At 33.5% G+C, this 18,526-nt stretch carries 11 protein-coding genes; all 11 read right to left on the bottom strand.

Going from position 1 to position 18,526, the window contains the following annotated elements; genetic code table 11:
• Nucleotides 1–73: 73 nt before the first annotated feature.
• Complete coding sequence (locus IU405_RS12045; protein ID WP_197438861.1) at nucleotides 74–1,846, bottom strand: AMP-dependent synthetase/ligase; 1,773 nt, start codon at nucleotides 1,844–1,846, stop codon at nucleotides 74–76.
• Nucleotides 1,847–1,921: 75 nt separating this feature from the next.
• Nucleotides 1,922–3,685, bottom strand: a complete 1,764-nt coding sequence (locus IU405_RS12040) for an AMP-dependent synthetase/ligase (protein ID WP_197438860.1) — start codon at nucleotides 3,683–3,685, stop codon at nucleotides 1,922–1,924.
• A gap of 71 nt (nucleotides 3,686–3,756) precedes the next feature.
• Complete coding sequence (locus IU405_RS12035) at nucleotides 3,757–4,284, bottom strand: hypothetical protein (RefSeq protein ID WP_197438859.1); 528 nt, start codon at nucleotides 4,282–4,284, stop codon at nucleotides 3,757–3,759.
• Nucleotides 4,284–7,982, bottom strand: coding sequence for a phosphoribosylformylglycinamidine synthase (purL, locus tag IU405_RS12030; protein WP_197438858.1), 3,699 nt, complete (start codon nucleotides 7,980–7,982; stop codon nucleotides 4,284–4,286). Before purL ends, IU405_RS12035 begins: the two co-directional genes overlap by 1 nt.
• 112 nt (nucleotides 7,983–8,094) lie before the next feature.
• A complete protein-coding gene (locus IU405_RS12025) occupies nucleotides 8,095–10,887 on the bottom strand; it encodes a starch-binding protein (protein ID WP_197438857.1) in 2,793 nt (930 codons plus the stop codon).
• A gap of 127 nt (nucleotides 10,888–11,014) precedes the next feature.
• Nucleotides 11,015–12,103 carry an endonuclease gene (locus IU405_RS12020; RefSeq protein ID WP_197438856.1) on the bottom strand — a complete coding sequence of 363 codons (1,089 nt, stop codon included), beginning with the start codon at nucleotides 12,101–12,103 and terminating at the stop codon, nucleotides 11,015–11,017.
• On the bottom strand, nucleotides 12,103–14,265 hold the full coding sequence (locus IU405_RS12015) for an endonuclease (protein ID WP_197438855.1): 2,163 nt from the start codon (nucleotides 14,263–14,265) through the stop codon (nucleotides 12,103–12,105). Before IU405_RS12015 ends, IU405_RS12020 begins: the two co-directional genes overlap by 1 nt.
• 75 nt (nucleotides 14,266–14,340) lie before the next feature.
• Entirely contained in the window at nucleotides 14,341–15,552 is a 1,212-nt protein-coding gene (locus tag IU405_RS12010; RefSeq protein ID WP_197438854.1) for an RsmB/NOP family class I SAM-dependent RNA methyltransferase, read from the bottom strand.
• Nucleotides 15,553–15,815: 263 nt separating this feature from the next.
• Entirely contained in the window at nucleotides 15,816–16,307 is a 492-nt protein-coding gene (locus IU405_RS12005; RefSeq protein WP_197438853.1) for a DUF2251 domain-containing protein, read from the bottom strand.
• A 117-nt stretch (nucleotides 16,308–16,424) separates the two neighbouring features.
• Entirely contained in the window at nucleotides 16,425–18,416 is a 1,992-nt protein-coding gene (locus tag IU405_RS12000) for a DUF2075 domain-containing protein (protein WP_197438852.1), read from the bottom strand.
• Between the two features lie 11 nt (nucleotides 18,417–18,427).
• Nucleotides 18,428–18,520, bottom strand: coding sequence for an integrase core domain-containing protein (locus IU405_RS15935; RefSeq protein ID WP_410896734.1), 93 nt, complete (start codon nucleotides 18,518–18,520; stop codon nucleotides 18,428–18,430).
• Between the last annotated feature and the right edge of the window lie 6 nt (nucleotides 18,521–18,526).

Raw genomic sequence — 18,526 nt, 5'->3', positions numbered from 1 at the left:
TTTTTTTAAATAAAAAAAAGAGCAACAAGTTGAATGTAACTAGTTGCTCTTTTTGTTTTTTGTAAGTATTATTTTAATTACTATACATTTTGTTGTATAAATCTTTATAGATTTCTTTGATAACATCTCGTTTCATTTTCATTGTTGGTGTCAATTCACCACCATCAATTGTCCATTCTTTTTCAGTTAATTCAAATCGTTTAATTTGCTCCCAATTGCCAAATTTTTTATTGCAAGAATCAATTGCATCCTGAATAACTTGAATCACTTTTGGATTTTCAATCAAATCTTTATGTGTTGAAAATGAAATTTCATGCTCTTTTGCCCAATCTTTTAAATACTCAAAGTTTGGTTGAATAATGGCAGCTGGCATTTTTTCACCTTCACCAACAACCATGATTTGTTCAATAAATAATGATTGTTTTAATTCGCCTTCTAATAAAGGTGGCACAACATATTTTCCTCCAGATGTTTTGAACATTTCTTTGGTTCTTCCAGTGATTTTCAAAAAGCCGTCTTTGTCAATCTCACCTTTGTCACCAGTATGAAAATATCCATTTTTAAGCACTTCAGCTGTTTTTTCAGGATCTTTATAATAGCCTTGCATCACGTTATGACCTTTCACCAGAATTTCTCCAGTTTCAGCGATTTTTATTTCAATTCCATCAATAACTTTTCCAACAGTTCCTATTCTAAAACCACCATTATTTTGGTCATTTACAGATACAACTGGTGATGTTTCTGTCAATCCATAACCTTCCATAATTGGCATTCCTGCTGCTGCAAATACTCTTGTCAATCTTGGTTGCAAAGCAGCACTTCCTGAGACCATCAATTTTAAGTTTCCACCTAAAGCAGCTTGCCATTTAGAAAAAATGAGTTTTCTGGCCAATCCTAATTGTTTTTCATACCACCAACCATTGGCGCCATAAGGTTCGTATTTCAAGCCTAAATTCAAAGCCCAAAAGAATAATTTCTTTTTGATTCCTGTTAAATCTTCTCCTTTCAATACAATTTTATCATATATTTTTTCATACAATCTAGGAACAGCAGTCATGACATCTGGCTTAACTTCTTGCGCATTTTCAGAAAGTTTTTCAATTGTTTCTGCAAAATAAATATCTACTCCACAATATTGATATAAATACAAAATCATGCGTTCAAAAATATGGCAAACAGGTAAAAAACTCAATGCTTTCGAATTTCCATATTCTAAAGGAACTCGTTTTTTAGAACACAATACATTCTGAACAATATTATCATGTGTCAGCATAACACCTTTCGGTTTTCCTGTGGTTCCAGAAGTATAAATAATGGTGGCTAAATCAGTTGATTTTACAGCGTTTTTTCTGATTTCAACTTCTTCTTGATTGCTTTCATCTTTTCCTAATTCTAATACTTTTTTCCAACTTTTTTCTCCTTTGATATCATCAAAAGTAAAAATGCCTTTTAAGTGAGTGTTTGCTTTAATTTGATTGATTTTTTCAATCACAGTGATATCTGAAACAAAACAGTAAATAGATTCTGAGTGATTGATGACATATTCATAATCCTCTTTAGAAATTGTTGGGTAAATTGGGACTGTTTGTGCACCCAATTGCAATACAGCAATGTCGCAAATATTCCACTCAGTTCTATTGGTGGTTGAAATAATCGCAATTTTGTCATTGGGTTTGATTCCCAATTTTAATAAACCTCTGCTCAATTGATTGGATAAATCTACATATTCTTTGGATGAAATGGAGTTCCATTTCCCTTCATATTTTGTAGAAAATGCATTTTTGAGGTTATACGTCTCAAGTTGAAAGTAAGGGATATCAAATAATCTACTAATTCCTGTTTGCATATTGTTCATTTTATGATACGCCAAAGTAATAAATTTACCTCTCTTTTGCAAATACTTATGAAACTACTTGATATTTTATGAATTATATATTTTTTGGACTAAGTTTTTATATTTTTCTTGGATTACTTTTCGTTTCATTTTCATTGTGGGCGTCAAATGTCCTGCATCAATTGTCCATTCATCAGGCGTAATTTCAAATTTTTTAATCTGTTCCCACTTGCCAAATTTTTGATTGTAAAAGTCAATTTCTTTCTGAATTCGTTTGATTAATTTTTCATCAGTTGCCACATCAGCAATTGAATATTCATGACGTTTTGCCCATTTTTGAATGAATTCGAAATTTGGTTGAATCAATGCAGCAGGCATTTTTTCTGATTCGCCAATGACCATGATTTGTTCTATAAAACGCGATTTTTTAAACTCACTTTCCAATGCAGCTGGTGCAATATATTTTCCGCCAGAAGTTTTGAAAATTTCTTTTTTTCGGTCTGTAATTTTTAAAAATCCTTCCGCATCAATAATTCCAATATCACCTGTGTGTAAATATCCATCAATGATGGTCTCGTTTGTCAATTCGGAATTTTTATAATAACCAAGCATTACATTTTTTCCTTTGATTAAAATTTCTCCATCATCAGCAATTTTTACCTCCACATTTTCTAATGGTTTTCCAACAGTTCCAATCTTAAAACCGTTGTTTTTCTGTTCATTTAAAGTTCCTGCTGGCGAAGATTCTGTCAATCCATAACCCTCAAAAATGGTAATTCCTGCAGCAGTAAAAATCCGAATTAAACGTTCTTGCAAAGGCGCACTTCCTGAAATCATAAATTGCAAGTTTCCACCCAAAGCTTCTTGCCATTTTGAAAAAATTAATTTTCTGGCAATTTGTAATTGAACATCAAACCAAAAACCATTTTTTTGAAATGGTTCATATTTTTCTGCCAAATGTAAAGCCCAAAAAAACAACCCTTTTTTTAATCCATTTAACTGACTTCCTTTATCAACAATTTTATCAAAAATCTTTTCCAATAATCTTGGAACAACTGCCAAATAATGAGGTTTTACTTCTTTGATAGTTTCACCAAGTTTGTCAATACTTTCAGCAAAATAAATTTCAAAACCCATCATTTGGTTGTAATAGGATGCTGCTCTTTCAAAAATATGACAAATAGGTAAATAGCTGATAATCTTTGAGTTATTTTCTTTTAAATCAATTCTTTTTGCAGTTTTCAATACCGTAAATACTATATTTTCATGGGTTAACATCACACCTTTTGGTGTTCCTGTAGTTCCTGAAGTATAAATAATTGTCGCTAAATCTGAAGGTTTTACTGATTTTTTTAATGTTGAAATTTCATCAATAAAATCATTAGAAGTTCCAATTTTTAAAAATGAATTCCAATCATAATCAGTGTTACTATTTTCAAGGGAAAATACTTTTATAAGTTGTGTTTTGTTTTGAATAGAAATTACTTTTTGATACAAATCATTGTCAGAAACAAAACAATATTTTGCATCAGAATGATGTAAAATATATTCGTAATCTTTTTCAGACAAAGTCGCATATAAAGGAACATTTTGAGCACCAATTTGCAAAATTCCAATGTCTAAAATATGCCAATTGGGATTGTTATTAGTGCTAATAACAGCAATTTTATCAGAAGGTTGTATGCCTAATTTCAATAATGAACTACTAACTTTATGGGCATCAGAAATGTATTTTTCGGTGGAAATTGCTTCCCATTTTTGCTCGTTTTTATAATTAAAACATCTTTTTGATGGATGATTTTCCAATTGATAATAGGCAAAATCAAAAACGCGTAAAATGGATGCTGACATTGTTCAAAGTTTAAGATTGACAATGTAGTAATTTATTAGAATATAAAAAAGTGTTTATATTTTGCTGAAATTCAACTAAATATAGGCTTTTCTTTAATTCCAAAAGCATCAATTGAAGACGAACAATTCAGAAAAATATCACAATTTGGCATTCGTTCTTTCAACATAAAAGCTTTTTCAAGGATGTTTTTTTCATCATCCTCTGCATCTAAAAAAACTTCCTTAAGAGTTTGATTCTCTAAAAAATCGCACAAATCAGTCAGTGTAATTTTTGTTCTTGTAATATTTAAACTCTCTAACTGCTGCATTTGGTTGATAAATGGAATGCATGCTTTCGTAATCCTATCATGCCTTCTTAAAAAAAGACTTTTCAGTTCTTTAAATTGCACCATATATGCTACAGCTTTGTCAGTAATTAAAGTATCTTTTAAATACACATCTTGAATTGTAGTAACTCTTTTCGTGAAAAAGCAAAAAAAATCATCATCTTCATTGCCATCAGCAGACCAAATTTGTTGCCAGTTTTCATAAAGTTGAGAAGGCTTGTCAAAATGATAATGCGTTTGCCAAAATTTTTTTTCCTCTTTTGAAAATTTCATTACTTGTTTTGATTTTCCACCCAAATTCGTGCATTCACAAAAGCTTCCAACCAAGGTGACACTTCGTCTTTTCTGCCTTTTGGATAATTAGCCCAATTCCATTGAAACGTTGAACGCTCAATGTGTGGCATGGTTACCAAATGACGACCAGTTTTGTCACACAGCATAGCTGTGTTAAAATCAGATCCATTAGGGTTATTTGGATAGCCTTCATAACCATATTTTGCAACAATTTGATAGTTTTCTTCAGTTTCTGGTAAATGGAATTTTCCTTCTCCATGTGAAATCCAAACACCTAATTCACTGCCTGCTAAAGTCGATAACATTACAGAATTGTTTTCTTGAATTTTTACAGAGGTAAACGAACTTTCGTGTTTTTTAGAATCATTATGATGCATTTTTCCATGCACTGTGTGTTCAGGATTGATGAGTTCTAACTCCATAAAAAGTTGACATCCATTACAAATTCCAACAGATAATGTATCTTCTCTTTCAAAGAAATTTTCAAGTGCTTTATTGGCTTTTTCATTGTATAAAAATGCGCCAGCCCAACCTTTTGCAGAGCCCAGAACATCCGAATTTGAAAAACCTCCAACAGCACCAATAAACTGAATATCTTCCAAAGTTTCTCTTCCAGAAATCAAATCGGTCATGTGAACATCTTTCACATCAAAACCTGCCAAATACATCGCATTTGCCATTTCACGTTCCGAATTGGAACCTTTTTCACGAATGATAGCTGCTTTCGGACGTTGATTTATTGGAGAAATATTTCCAACAACTTCTGCTAATTTTCCAGTGAAATTTTCAGGAAAAACGAATTGCAAAGGTTGCTTTTTATAATTTTGATAACGAGCTGTTGCTAAGTTGTTTGCAGTTTGTTTTTGGTCTAATAAGTAAGAAGTTTTATACCAAATATCTCTGGTTTCAGCAACATCAAAAGTAAATGTATCTTCGTTATTTTTGATGATAACTTTTCCTGAATTGGTGGCTTTTCCGATATTGAAAATTTCAATGCCATTTTGCTTGCATTCTTCTTCAATAGTAGCGTTTGCCTGAAAAACCAACCCTGCATTTTCAGCAAAAAGCAACTTTATCACATCGTTTTCATTCAAAATCGAAAGGTCAAATTCAGCGCCTAAATGTACTTCTGCAAAACACATTTCTAGCAAAGTCGTAATCAATCCGCCAGAAGCAATGTCATGACCACTATTGATTTGGTCATTTTTGATGAATTTTTGAAGTAAATTGAATGTTTTTTTAATAAAATCAGCATTTTTTACATCTGGAGTTTCATTTCCAATGGTGTTTAAAATTTGGTTGAAAGAACTTCCTCCTAATTTATACGCATCTTGAGAAAGGTTGATATAATAAATAGTTCCACCATCAAGTTGCAAAACAGGTTCTACAACTTTGGTTATTTCACTGCAATTTGCAGCAGCAGAAATGATGACTGTACCTGGAGAAATTACGTCTTCATTCGGATATTTTTGCTTCATAGAAAGCGAATCTTTTCCAGTTGGAACATTGATTCCCAATTCAATAGCAAATTCAGAAACTGCCTTTACAGCTTTGTATAATCGTGCATCTTCCCCTTCATTTTTACAAGGCCACATCCAATTTGCTGACAAAGAAACAGATTGTAATCCATCTTTTAAAGGTGCCCAAACAATGTTTGTCAACGCTTCAGTAATGGCATTTCTACTACCAGCTTCTGGATGAATCAAAGCGGAAATAGGAGCGTGCCCAATGGAAGTTGCAATTCCTTCTTTTCCATGATAATCCAATGCCATCACACCTACATTATTCAACGGAATTTGTAAAGAACCCAAACATTGTTGTTTGGCAACTTTTCCTCCCACACATCTATCTACCTTATTTGTCAACCAATCTTTACAAGCAACTGCCTCTAATTGCAATACTTGTTCAAGGTAAATATGTAAATTTTTAGATTTATACCTAGGATTTTTATAATTTCTGACCACAGTTTTGTCGGTCATAATAGTTTTGGGAGATGAACCAAACATATCTTCCAAAGCGAAATCCATAGGTTTGATTCCAGTTGATGCTGATTGAAACGTAAACTGTTCATTGCTAGTTACTTCACCAACATCATATATGGGAGAACGTTCTCTATCAGCTATTTTATGAAGTGTCTCTAAATGTTTTTCAGCAATGACCAATCCCATTCTTTCTTGAGATTCATTACCAATAATTTCTTTTGCAGATAAAGTTGGATCGCCCACAGGCAATTTGTCCAAATCAATCAATCCACCAGTACTTTCTACCAATTCTGATAAGCAATTCAAGTGTCCTCCAGCACCATGGTCATGAATGGAAATGATAAAATTTTCCTCACTTTCCACCATTCCACGAATCGCATTGGCTACACGTTTTTGCATTTCAGGATTGGAACGTTGTACAGCATTTAATTCAATTCCTGATGCAAATTCTCCTGTGTCTGCAGAAGAAACAGCTGCACCACCCATTCCAATTCTATAGTTTTCTCCACCTAAAATCACAATTTTATCTCCTTCTTTTGGAGCATCTTTTATGGCTTGATCTGCTTTTCCATAGCCAATTCCACCTGCTTGCATGATCACTTTATCAAAGCCCAATTTGCGAGCTTTTGCATCACTTGAAGCTTGATTTTCTTCGTGCTCGAATGTAAAAACCGAACCACAAATCAAAGGCTGTCCAAATTTATTTCCAAAATCGGAGGCACCATTAGAAGCTTTAATCAAAATATTTAACGGAGTTTGATACAACCATTTTCTGGCATCAAACTTTTGTTCCCAAGGACGATTTTCTTCTAATCGAGAATAAGAGGTCATGTAAACTGCGGTTCCTGCCAAAGGAATAGAGCCTTTTCCACCAGCCAATCTGTCTCTGATTTCTCCTCCTGAACCTGTTGCAGCACCATTAAATGGTTCTACAGTAGTTGGAAAATTGTGTGTTTCTGCTTTTAAAGAAATGACAGAATCAAAAGGAGTAATTTGGTAAAAATCTGGTTTATCAGCAGTTTTTGGAGCAAATTGATCCACTTTTGGCCCTTTTATAAAAGCCACATTATCTTTATATGCGGATACAATATCATTAGGATGTTGCTTAGAAGTTTCCTTAATCATTTTGAATAATGAAGTGGGTTGCTCTTCTCCATCAATCACAAAAGTTCCGTTAAAAATTTTATGACGACAATGTTCTGAGTTCACTTGACTAAATCCAAAAACCTCAGAATCTGTTAATTTTCTTCCTATTTTTTTAGCAACGTTTTCTAAATATGTAACTTCCTCATCACTCAATGACAAACCTTCTTGCTTGTTAAAAGCAGCAATATTTTCAATCTCTAAAATAGGTTCTGGTTGAATATTGATGGTAAAAATAGATTGATGCAATTCGTTGAATTTCTCTGAAATCATAGGATCATACTCAGCAAAATCAGAGGTGCAAGCTGTAAATTCTTCAATTCTGATGATGCCAGAAATGCCCATATTTTGGGTAATTTCAACAGCATTTGTACTCCAAGGAGTAATCATGGCTGCTCTAGGTCCAATAAAAAAGGCGTCAATAGACGCCGCGTTTATTTTGGGTTGATTCCCAAACAACCAAGTCAATTTTGAAATAGTTTCGTTTGAAAATTCTTGAGAAGATTGAACAGCAAATACGGTTGTTTTTTGATCGCCAAAGAAATGAATCATGGGTTGCTAATTTGATTAAAAATAAAGTGCAAATTTACTTTTTTTCAAATGATTTCTAACGCATAACTTCACAGAAATTTAGGAGTTATTCACGATGTTTTGAACAAACATACTATTTCATAATTTTGACAGTTTTGATATGGATATTATTTTTTTGCAATGTCAAAAAATACAATCCATTTTTCAAGTTCGAAACATCAATTAATTGATTATCAATTCTTCCTTGTTGCATAATTTTTCCCAAAGCATCATGAATTTGATATGCATCTACTTCCCAATTACTCTCAATTCTCACAAAACTTGTGGCTGGATTTGGATAAATTTGTATTGTTGATTTCACATTATTTGTTGTTGACAATATTCCTGAACCCCATTCATACCATAAATTTTGAGTAACATTTGTGATATCTTCAGTTTGATTTCCATTGCCTCCTGAACCATTATTAAAAATTACATTGATGGATGTAACTCCTGAAAAGGTATGTTTAAACCATTCATTATCATGAACTTCCATATTGATTCCTGGCCAAGTTTGATTTGCCAAACTACCATTTGGAGCTGCATTCCACCAATAAATTTTAGGGACATTTGACCAATTTGAAGGCGGTTTAAAATAAACAGTAATATCAGGAATGGCACCAATTGTATATGTTTTTGTAACAATTTCCGATTCATTATTTTCATTATCAACTGCGAAAGCTTTGAAAGTAGTGGTTTCTGAAATGGATATTTTTATTGATTTACTAGCTGAATTAGAATTGATTGTCGGTGTTGAACCATCCAAAGTATAATAAATAGTAGGGTTTTGGTCAGTTGAATCTTCAGCTGAAATAGTTACTTCAATAGCTGTTTGAGAATACGAATTTTCTGGAGTAAAGCTTACTTTTGGAGCAACATCTAAATTTTTTCCCACCCAAACATGTTGAATTTTTGATTTTGTCATGTTTCCTTTTGTATCCGTAATTTCTACATAATAATCTAACAATACCTCTGACAATCCTTGAATTTTTGCATAATATAAATTAGCAATAGATTCAGGAAGTACAAAAAAATCTATTTCAGAATCGTTAGTTATATTTCCTTTTGGAAATACTTTTTCAATCATTGAAATACTTTGCCAATTTTCTACAGAATCTCCTCCAACGTATGTTTCATTATCATTGGTCTCAATAGGATTTTTTCCATCTTTATCAACCCTGAATTTCAATGTTGCTGTTTGAATTCCACTGACATCGTAGCCAAAAGTCCAGACTGTGAAATCGGCTGAATTTAAGTGTTGTTTATAACCATAGGTTGGTCCAAAACCAATTTCTCCAGGATTGTATGGATACCTTTGAGGAATAAAAACAGAAGGTTTTGTGTTATCAACATTTGGATTGGCATCAATCACTTCTTTAGCGTAAGTAATGGCATTATTAGAAGCAATTGTTGGCTTTATTTCCATGTCAATTGATTTGCCATAATACATGTAGCCACTTGTAAAACCTGGTAACAATGCGTTCCAAGCCAATGCAGATTTTTTTGAATTTGAAGAGGGATGTACAATATTTTCTATCGATGAAACTCCCTCTAAATCTTCAGACATGATGACATAATTTTCAGCAGCAGTTAAAACTGCCCAATTTCTTGCATCTTCAGTCCAACCATTTGGGTCAAATTCAAAATTGGATGTGTATAATGGCCATAACCAATTGATAAATTGAGGACTTCCCCAATCATTTTCAGCATTTACCCAAGAACCATCTTCTACTTTTACAATAGCATTTTCAGGAACAGGATTGTCATTTAAAAATTGCTGAATTGTATTAGGTGTATATCCTTTATTGGCAGCTACATTTGTAAAATTTTTTACGGCTTCTTGATAATAACTTGCGCCTCCACCCCAAGCATTGTCTCCATCATGTGCTAACAAAATTATGGATGGACGATTAGGATTTGAAAATGGCGCAATATGTGTATCAATATCTTGGGTACTTTGTTCAGAAAAGCCATCTTTATAACTCAATAAATCTGCCATAGGAACCACCGTAATTTTATATTCAGTGCCTGTTACTGGATTAACATATTTAGCTTTGTGTGCCTGATAAGAATATGGAGCTGCAAAAGTGCCTCCTCTACCATCAATTTGACCATTCCACCAATTGATGCCATTTGTATCAACTTTATCCGCTTTATTTGGCGGATTTGTATTCACGCCAGAAGTTCCAAAATTTGAATTTGGATAATCATTCAATGTTCGAGCCAAATGACTATTGGCAATGACAGACCACTCAAAACCTTCTTCAACCAAAACCTGAATAATTCGCTCCGAAAAAGAACATTCAGCTGGCCAAAAACCTTTTGAGTAACTTCCATCAAAATTTTGTTGAATGATATACTTATGTCCCTGAATTTCTTTTTTCAACACTCGGTCACTCACTAATGGACTCAATACATGATGCCAAGAAAAACCAGTAATATCCATCCTTGGAAACCCACCTGATGTTTTCCAGCCTTGGGCTTCTTTGATATGATTTTGCCAATTGGGAACATATCCCCAAGCATTTTTTGCAGCCAAAGAATTTATGTTTTCAATCAAGCAAGCACCATAATTTACTTGTGCTCCAGCATTCATATGATGTCTGATAGCATTTATAGAATTTTTAGTTTCCCATTGATAAGCATTTACTCTATCCGCCTTCCCAAAAATTTCTTCTAAGTTATTTAATGGATGAGACAATCCGTCAGCATAGATATTTCCCCCATTATTTTTTAAGAAATTCGATTCCCAAACTTTTTGGTATTCAAAGGGATTGCTAGTGCTTTTATCGGGCCAATAAATAGGTTGTTGCATGTGCCACAAATAGGTAGTATGCACCTGAGAATAAAAGGTTGAAGATAAAATAAACGCAAAAAAATAGATCATTTTTTTCATGAAAATGCCTTTAAAAATGTTTTATAAAGCTAGTTTTCAGGAATATAATATACAATGAAAAGATATCAACATTACGAACACGTGTTCGTAAATATGAAATTTAAAAATCAATAATGGCTTATTTTTTAATCAACTTTTTAGTGATAGAAATTTTACTAGAAGAAATTTTCACCAAATAAATTCCTGATTTTAGGGAGGTGATATCCATTTGAGATGTTGATTCATCCATCTTTTGAGACAGTATTTGTTTTCCTAAAATCGTAAAAATCTGAATGGTTACAGATTCAGAGGTTTTGAAAAAAAGTGAATTTCCTTCTGCGGGATTTGGATACATTTTCACAGAATCATCCAATTCAACTATTTTTGTAGAAAGAACATTTCCCCAAATTTGGGCAACATATTCTGGATGGTCAATAAATGGATTTCTATTTCCTTGGTATTTGTAAGCTTCATTGTTTCTAACAATTTCTCTCTGATTTACAGGATCTTGAGTATGCCATTTGTGTAATAATCGAATATACCAACTTTCATAAAATTGGTTTTTACTTCCATTTAAAGGATTACTTTCAGCACTGTCATGATCATCCCAAGAACTATTCAAAACTTCATCTTCATATCGAGTTGCAAAGTATAACAACATCCTTGCGATGTCACCTTTAAATTCATTGATGGGCTCAAAAACAGTTCCTTTGAAACTGTCAAAAGTATTTGTCCCAACTTTTGAGCCGTTATCAGAAGTCCAACTTGCATTAGAAACTTCACCAAAAGGGAAATTACTTCTTTTGCCATTTACATATCCATCTGAAGGAATTACATGATGTATATCCGATCGCATTGGAAGATTTTCATTAAAAAAACCTTGTGGAAAAATATGTTCTCTGTTATAACAGTCGTTTTCTGAATTGTAATTTCCGCAATTTCTTTGATTGTGTTGATAATTGTATGGATCATTTCCGGTTGGATTTTCAGAATACATGTCCAAAACTGTATTATCATTTTCATAAAAATTATCATTATCCGTTTTTATATATCCATCATATAAAGAGCCATAACCTTGATCAATATGCCCATTTTTGATGATGTTTTTTAATTGGGTTTTTAAAGTATAACCACTTCCAGTTGCAGAACTATAGTAGTTTGCTGGAATTTGCGAATACCCAATAATAAATACAAATGATAAGAGTAGAGATAGTATATTTTTAACCATTATTCTTTAAGAAATTTCTTGGCAAAGATACCATTTTCAGTAGATATTTTAATAAAATAAATTCCTTTTGATAAAAACTGTATGTCCAATTCTTTTGAGATTTGTTGAGTAATAAAAACTCTTTTTCCAATGGAATTGAAAATTGAAATGGATAAAATTTCGTTTCCAAGAGTATTTGTAATAAAAAGTTTAGATTTTACGGGATTTGGAAACAATGTAAATCCTGAATTCTCAAAAGTTTGTAAACTCAAAATACTGCTATGAGTTCCAATATCTTCTACAGTATCTTGTGGATAAGAATCCCATTCATTTACAATATCAAAAGTGGTATTGGGTTTTGAAACACCATTTTTTCTTCGTAAAGTTTTGTTTATGGCAAAATTTGCACTTCCTCCATCATAGGTTCCAATTACATCAACTAAAACTCCCTCTTTGAACAATCCAACAGGATCATTTCCATTGAAATTGATGGGTGCACCAAAATTGGTTTGACTGGCATTTGGTTGAACAAAGTCAGCTTCATCAATCAATTTTTGAAGACTTGAACTTCCATTGATAATAACATACACATCTTTTTTCAAAATGATTCCTGATAATTGCAATTCATTTTCCCAAACATCACCATCAACACCACCATCTTTTTGACGTTTGATGCTAAATCCTGCCAAATCAATATCTGCATCTGTATTATTGACAATTTCCAAAGCTTTATTGTTTGATGAGCCTTCAACGTATTCTGAGAAAAATAATTCGCTTGAAACTTGATTAATATCAGAAGTAGTTGCATCAACAGCTGTTGATAATTCTGATGTATTATTTTTAACATCTTTGGCACGAACTTGAATGCTGTAGGTTGTTGAAGCAGTCAAATTAGAAACAGTATAACTGGTTTCGGAAGTGGTTCCATTCAATACAGTATCTACAAAAACATCATATAAGGTAACAGCGGTATTATCCGTTGAAGCATCCCAAGAAACTACAAAAGAAGTGGTTGTTTGATTGTTAATCAAAATATTTTGGGGAATAGAAGGAGCTTCATTGTCCACCAAAGTTTTGATATTGACAGCCGCACTTTGGGCTGAACTATTATTGGCAATATCTTTCGCTAAAACAGTAATTGAATAGTCTGTATCAGAATCCAATCCAGTAACAATCATCGAATTTGTAGTGGTATTTTTATATAAATTTCCATTGACAAACACATCATAACTTGTCACTGCAACATTGTCTGAGGAAGCTGTCCAAGAAAGATCAACAGAAAAAGTAGTAACATTAGTTGCCGTTAAATTCGTAGGAATTGAAGGAGCTTCATTATCAGCACTTGTGTAAATCCCCCATAAATCCTCGGCTTCAGGACCTCCCCAAATTCTGGTTGCCAAACGTGGATTGTCAATAAAAGGATTTCTATTTCCTTGCGCTTCAGGATTGTTGGTGTTTTCGTGATAGGTATTTCGTTGTCTTTCAAAATCAGAAACAGGGTCTTCTGCGTTCCATTTTAAAAACAAATCAATCATGTCATCAGGCGTATTTGTGTTGTTTCCTAAACCCACATTCGATGGCAAACATCGATTTCCATATCGCAAATACATGTACATCATCATGCGTGCAACATCGCCTTTCCATTCATCTCCAGGATACCATCCAGCAGAATTTGTTCCGTCAATAGGGTCTGTATATATTTCTGAAGTTGCGCCTGAATTACCATTGGCATCTGAAAATTTCCGATTTCCTCTGGATGAATTTCTTTGCACATCTGCAGGTCTTAAATGATGCGCGTCTGAACCAGGGCCAGCTTCGCCTAAATCAGGAGTTCCCAAAGAACGTGAAAAAACGTGTTCTCTGTTCCAATCTCCGGAACTTCCGCTAAAATTATTGATGTTTCGAGTTCTATCATTGGTAACATCTGAATCAGTGCCATTTTCCCAGCCATAAATCAAAATCACTTCTGAGGGATTGTTTGGGTTGACATCAGTAGCTTTGCTGGCATTCCAAATTTGGTCATAAAACAAGGTTCTTGTATGCGTATTGATTATTTTCACAGCCAATGCTTCTTTCAAAGTTAGTCCAGTCAAATTCAAATTGACATCGTTATAATAAGCTTGTTGAGAAAATAACTGTACTGAAAATACTAAAAATAATAAAAAAGTAAAACGAATATTCATTCTATGAAATTTGGGTTATCAAAAAAATCGTATTCTTTTTCTTAGCAGTTTTTTTACAATAAAAATTGCAAAAACTTATTTCTTTTCTAACAATGCCATATAAAATCCGTCAAAACCTGACTGATGTGCAAACACATTATTCTCTTTTACAAAACTAAAACTTTTTCCGGCTTCGGATGTTAAGAAAAGGTCAACTTGTTGACGATTTTCAGAGGGAAGAATAGAGCAAGTAGCATACACCATTTTGCCTCCAGGTTTTACCATTTTGGAATAGTTTTGCAAAACTTCTTGCTGGGTTTGTTTGATTTCTTCAATAAATTCTGGTAGCAATTTCCATTTTGAATCTGGATTTCTGCGCAAAACTCCCAAACCAGAACAAGGCGCATCTATCAAAACCCTGTCTGCTTTTTCATGTAGTTTTTTAATGACTTTGGTAGAGTCAATCACTCGCAAATCAATGTTGTGTGCTTTGTTTCTGCGAGCTCTTATTTTGAGTTTTTTCAACTTACTTTCATAAATATCCATGGCAATGATTTGCCCCTTGTTTTGCATCAAAGCAGCCAAGTGCAATGTTTTTCCTCCTGCACCTGCACAAGCATCCACGACTTTCATCCCTGGTTCAACCTCTAAATAGGCTGCCACCAATTGCGAAGAAGCATCTTGCACTTCAAACAACCCTTCGTGAAAAGCTTCTGTGGTAAACACATTGGCTCTTTCCACCAATTTCAATGCATCAGGATAGGAGGGAATGCTTTCTGTTTCTATATCTTCTGTTTTCAATTTTCGTTGCAACATTTCTTTGGTGGTGTTCAACGTATTGGTTCGTAAAACAACTTCCGCTTGTTGGTTGAGTGCCGCAATTTCTTTTGTCCAAAGTTCTTCTCCCAATTCTTGCACGCCCAATTCATCTATCCAATCAGGAATGGATTCACGGTATTTTCTGATTCTTGACAATTCATCAAATTTCCCTTTGATTCTTCGAACAGGAACATCCCCAATTTGATTCCAATCAGGTAATGGAATGCCACGCAACACACACCAAACAGTGAATAATCGCCAAATATTATCCCGATCATAAGGTACTTTTACTTCGGCAATTTCTGCGTATAAACGATTCCAACGCACAATGTCATAGATGGTTTCTGCTACAAATTTGCGGTCTCTTGCACCCCAACGTTTGTCTCTTTGTAGCGCTTTTTCAACAGCTTTGTCAGCATACACTCCTTCATTAAAAATATCTCTGATGCTGTCTATAACTGCAAAGGTTAAGTTTCTGTGTAATCTCATGGTTTTTGTTAATCGGCAACAAAGTTACAAAATAGCTTGTTGAAGTCAGTGTAAAAAAAGGAGGGAATTGTGAGTGGTGTAAAACATATCAAACTAAGGGCTGTTTTGCATTTAAAATTTCTTTATGGAACCCAATATTGATGTGGCAGGTTTTAAAATAAACATGAATGAATTTAAATAGCAAAATGAAGAAATAAAACTTAGCTATTTCTTCTCAATAATCTAAATTGTTAATAGCGTATTTTTATACGGCTTAGCGGTAGTTATTTGTTTTTTGATAAATCGTCAATTAATATGTCAGTTAGTTTGCGCTCTTTTATTTTTGTCCACGAATTATTTGTTTCAGGAAACCCATTTCTACAATACCCAGCTTTATTCTTAAAGTCAAACACTGCATGGTAATAATTATTTATTGATAGAAAAGTTTTTGATTCGTTTTCAGTCCAAAGGATTTTTAAAATCGAAGGTTTGTGCTTATCTGTCACGTTTGAAACATCATATATATGAAGTCCGTCTAATACTTTCAAGTGGTCATTTCTGTCTACAGCGTAAAAATAACCAGTTTCACAATTGTCTTCAAATACAACTGCATTGTTGTTTTCTGCTGTACTGTCAATGAATGTGTCTTCTCCAACTTTGAAAGGCTGTTCTTCGTAAATTATTAGCTTCGGTTTGTCAGTCATAACTTTTTCTAATGTATCTTTTATATAATTATCGCTAACGGTTTCGGGCTTGGCGAAGGTGGCGATCTTCACCACAAATGTTGATGCGGAGAACCAAACTTTGATTAACCACAAATGTGTCTGCGGTGCACTGAACCGCCACTTTTGCCAAACCCGTGTTACCGGTTCGTGCTTCTTTTTCTAAGGTAGTTATATAGTCTTTAGGCCGCATGATTGAAAGTAATTAAATGTGCTGTCATAAAGTTCTTTTGGTCGTGTGTGGTCAAGGTCGTCACCTTCTGGAATATAAATTATTAGTCCTTGTCTGGCTCTTGTCAAAAGCACTCTATAGGCATTTTGCAAATATGTTTTGTCATTTTCGTTGTGGATATTTTGCCACTTAGTCCCAGAAAAATATTGACAATTCCATTTCCCATCCTTGAAAAAATAATTGATGTCCCATGCTAAACATACCCAATCAATTTCTAAACCTTGAATGTCAAACTCTGTTGCTATTTCTTCCAAGAAATAAGAAGAACGTATATCATCTGAATTATTTAAAAACCAATTTGGAGCTGAAATATCATTCTTCACATCAATTCCTAAAGGTCTTAATCTTCTACCGCCTGAACTTGCAACTAGTCCAATTCTTTCACTTCCTTTTGCTTGAGTTCTTAACCATTTTTTAGCTGTTGTCAAGTCTCTAGTAATTAAAATTGGAAAATCATTTTTGACTTCTCCTAAAATAGTATTTGCTCTTTCATGTTTTGCTTCTAAAATTTCGTGCATTAATTCGGAAATTTTCTCTGAACGAAAAGACCTTACAGAAACTGATAAATGCAATTCATGTTTTTCAGTGGCTACAGATTGAACCCAATTTCGTAATTCAGTGTCTGATAAATAATTATCGTCTCTAGAAATCAAATTTGAGTAATGAATATCCCAATGGGGGTAGTTGTTTTTCAAAGAAGAAAGCCATTCAGAAACTCCGGCCTCACCAGTATTTATTTCTTGTCCGCCTCCGATTAAACAAATGATTGTGCACCAATCTTCGTGTCTATCCATAACACTGATTAAGAATTCTGGCTCTGACATGTCAAAATCTTCAACTCCTTTTTTTCGTTTCATAAAGGAGCTTACCTGTTCCTTTGCCCAAGCTCTCTGTGCTTCGTCAAATACTACGACCTTTTCAACTGGTGCTTTTTTAGAAACTAAATTGTCATCTCGAAAGTGATGAATATTTTGAATAAAAGCATTAGCTTTTATTGCAGCAACTTTTTTTGTCAGTGGTTCACCATTTTCTTTTGATGTTGCAACTTCATCTCTGGTTAAGGCTTCTCTCAAAACATCTACTAACGGCCCATTTCCAGAAAGAAAAACTGCATGTTCATCTTCATCCGCTTTCATTCTTTCGTTAGCAATATTTAGTCCTGCTAATGTTTTCCCAGCACCAGGAACTCCAGTCAAAAAACAAATTGATTTTTTATTTTCTCTTTTTGCAGTTTCAATTATGTTATTGATGCAGTCGGTTGTCTTTGAAAGATTGATTGCTCCTGCATCGTGCCTTGAAATCTCTTTTACGTTGTGTCCCTTGTAGAGAGCTTGTGCAGCTTCAATAATAGTTGGCGTGGGTTTGTAAATTGAATTTTCCCAGTCAGTAGCATTTATTTGTTTTCCGTTGCTTTGTAAAAGTGTCTTGTTTATTACGTCACTTAAATTCTGTTGATTAGCTTTTAAAGGCTCAAATAGATTGTCTTCGCTATTAAATACGTTCTCTATTGGTTCTGCTTTTGTTGAAATCAATACAGGAATTAATTTTTCATGATGGCTGCCTTCGTGAAAATTTTGCAAGTCCAAACAATAGTCAACCACTTGTTCTATTGAGTGTTTCTGATATTGATTGTCACCAACTTTAAATTCTAAAACAAAAATGAGGTCGTTAATTATTAAAACGTTGTCAACTCGCTTGCCCATACGTGGGATTGAAAATTCAAAATATATTTGTCCGTTGTCAATACTTTGCAGTGTGTCTTTTAGAATTGTTATTTGTTTAACCCAAGCGTTTTTTTGTAAGTCTTCAAGTGCATGATTGTGATGCAAACTTAGTTGTCCAAGAATTCGCGTTTCATCGTCTTGCAAGAAGTCCGAAATTGTATTTGAGTAGTAACTTCTGTAAGCTTCCCTTAAATTCGATCCATTCAAAAATAGAATTTTTATTCATTTAATCTGTATTCAATTGGTGATTTATTTTTAAGTGATTTATGTGGTCTATTGTAATTGTAATCGTTTATCCACTCTTGACTTATATCTTT

The sequence above is a fragment of the Polaribacter sp. BAL334 genome, assembly GCF_015767435.1.
Lineage (GTDB): Bacteria > Bacteroidota > Bacteroidia > Flavobacteriales > Flavobacteriaceae > Polaribacter.
This window is presented reverse-complemented; position numbering and strand designations above follow the sequence as displayed.

What these genes read in the sequence shown, in the direction of transcription:
- IU405_RS12040 (WP_197438860.1), bottom strand. Translation starts at nt 3,685, where the DNA reads ATGTCAGCATCCATTTTACGCGTTTTTGATTTTGCCTATTATCAATTG.
- IU405_RS12025 (WP_197438857.1), bottom strand. Translation starts at nt 10,887, where the DNA reads ATGATCTATTTTTTTGCGTTTATTTTATCTTCAACCTTTTATTCTCAG.
- IU405_RS12020 (WP_197438856.1), bottom strand. Translation starts at nt 12,103, where the DNA reads ATGGTTAAAAATATACTATCTCTACTCTTATCATTTGTATTTATTATT.
- purL (WP_197438858.1), bottom strand. Translation starts at nt 7,982, where the DNA reads ATGATTCATTTCTTTGGCGATCAAAAAACAACCGTATTTGCTGTTCAA.
- IU405_RS12045 (WP_197438861.1), bottom strand. Translation starts at nt 1,846, where the DNA reads ATGCAAACAGGAATTAGTAGATTATTTGATATCCCTTACTTTCAACTT.
- IU405_RS12035 (WP_197438859.1), bottom strand. Translation starts at nt 4,284, where the DNA reads ATGAAATTTTCAAAAGAGGAAAAAAAATTTTGGCAAACGCATTATCAT.
- IU405_RS12010 (WP_197438854.1), bottom strand. Translation starts at nt 15,552, where the DNA reads ATGAGATTACACAGAAACTTAACCTTTGCAGTTATAGACAGCATCAGA.
- IU405_RS12015 (WP_197438855.1), bottom strand. Translation starts at nt 14,265, where the DNA reads ATGAATATTCGTTTTACTTTTTTATTATTTTTAGTATTTTCAGTACAG.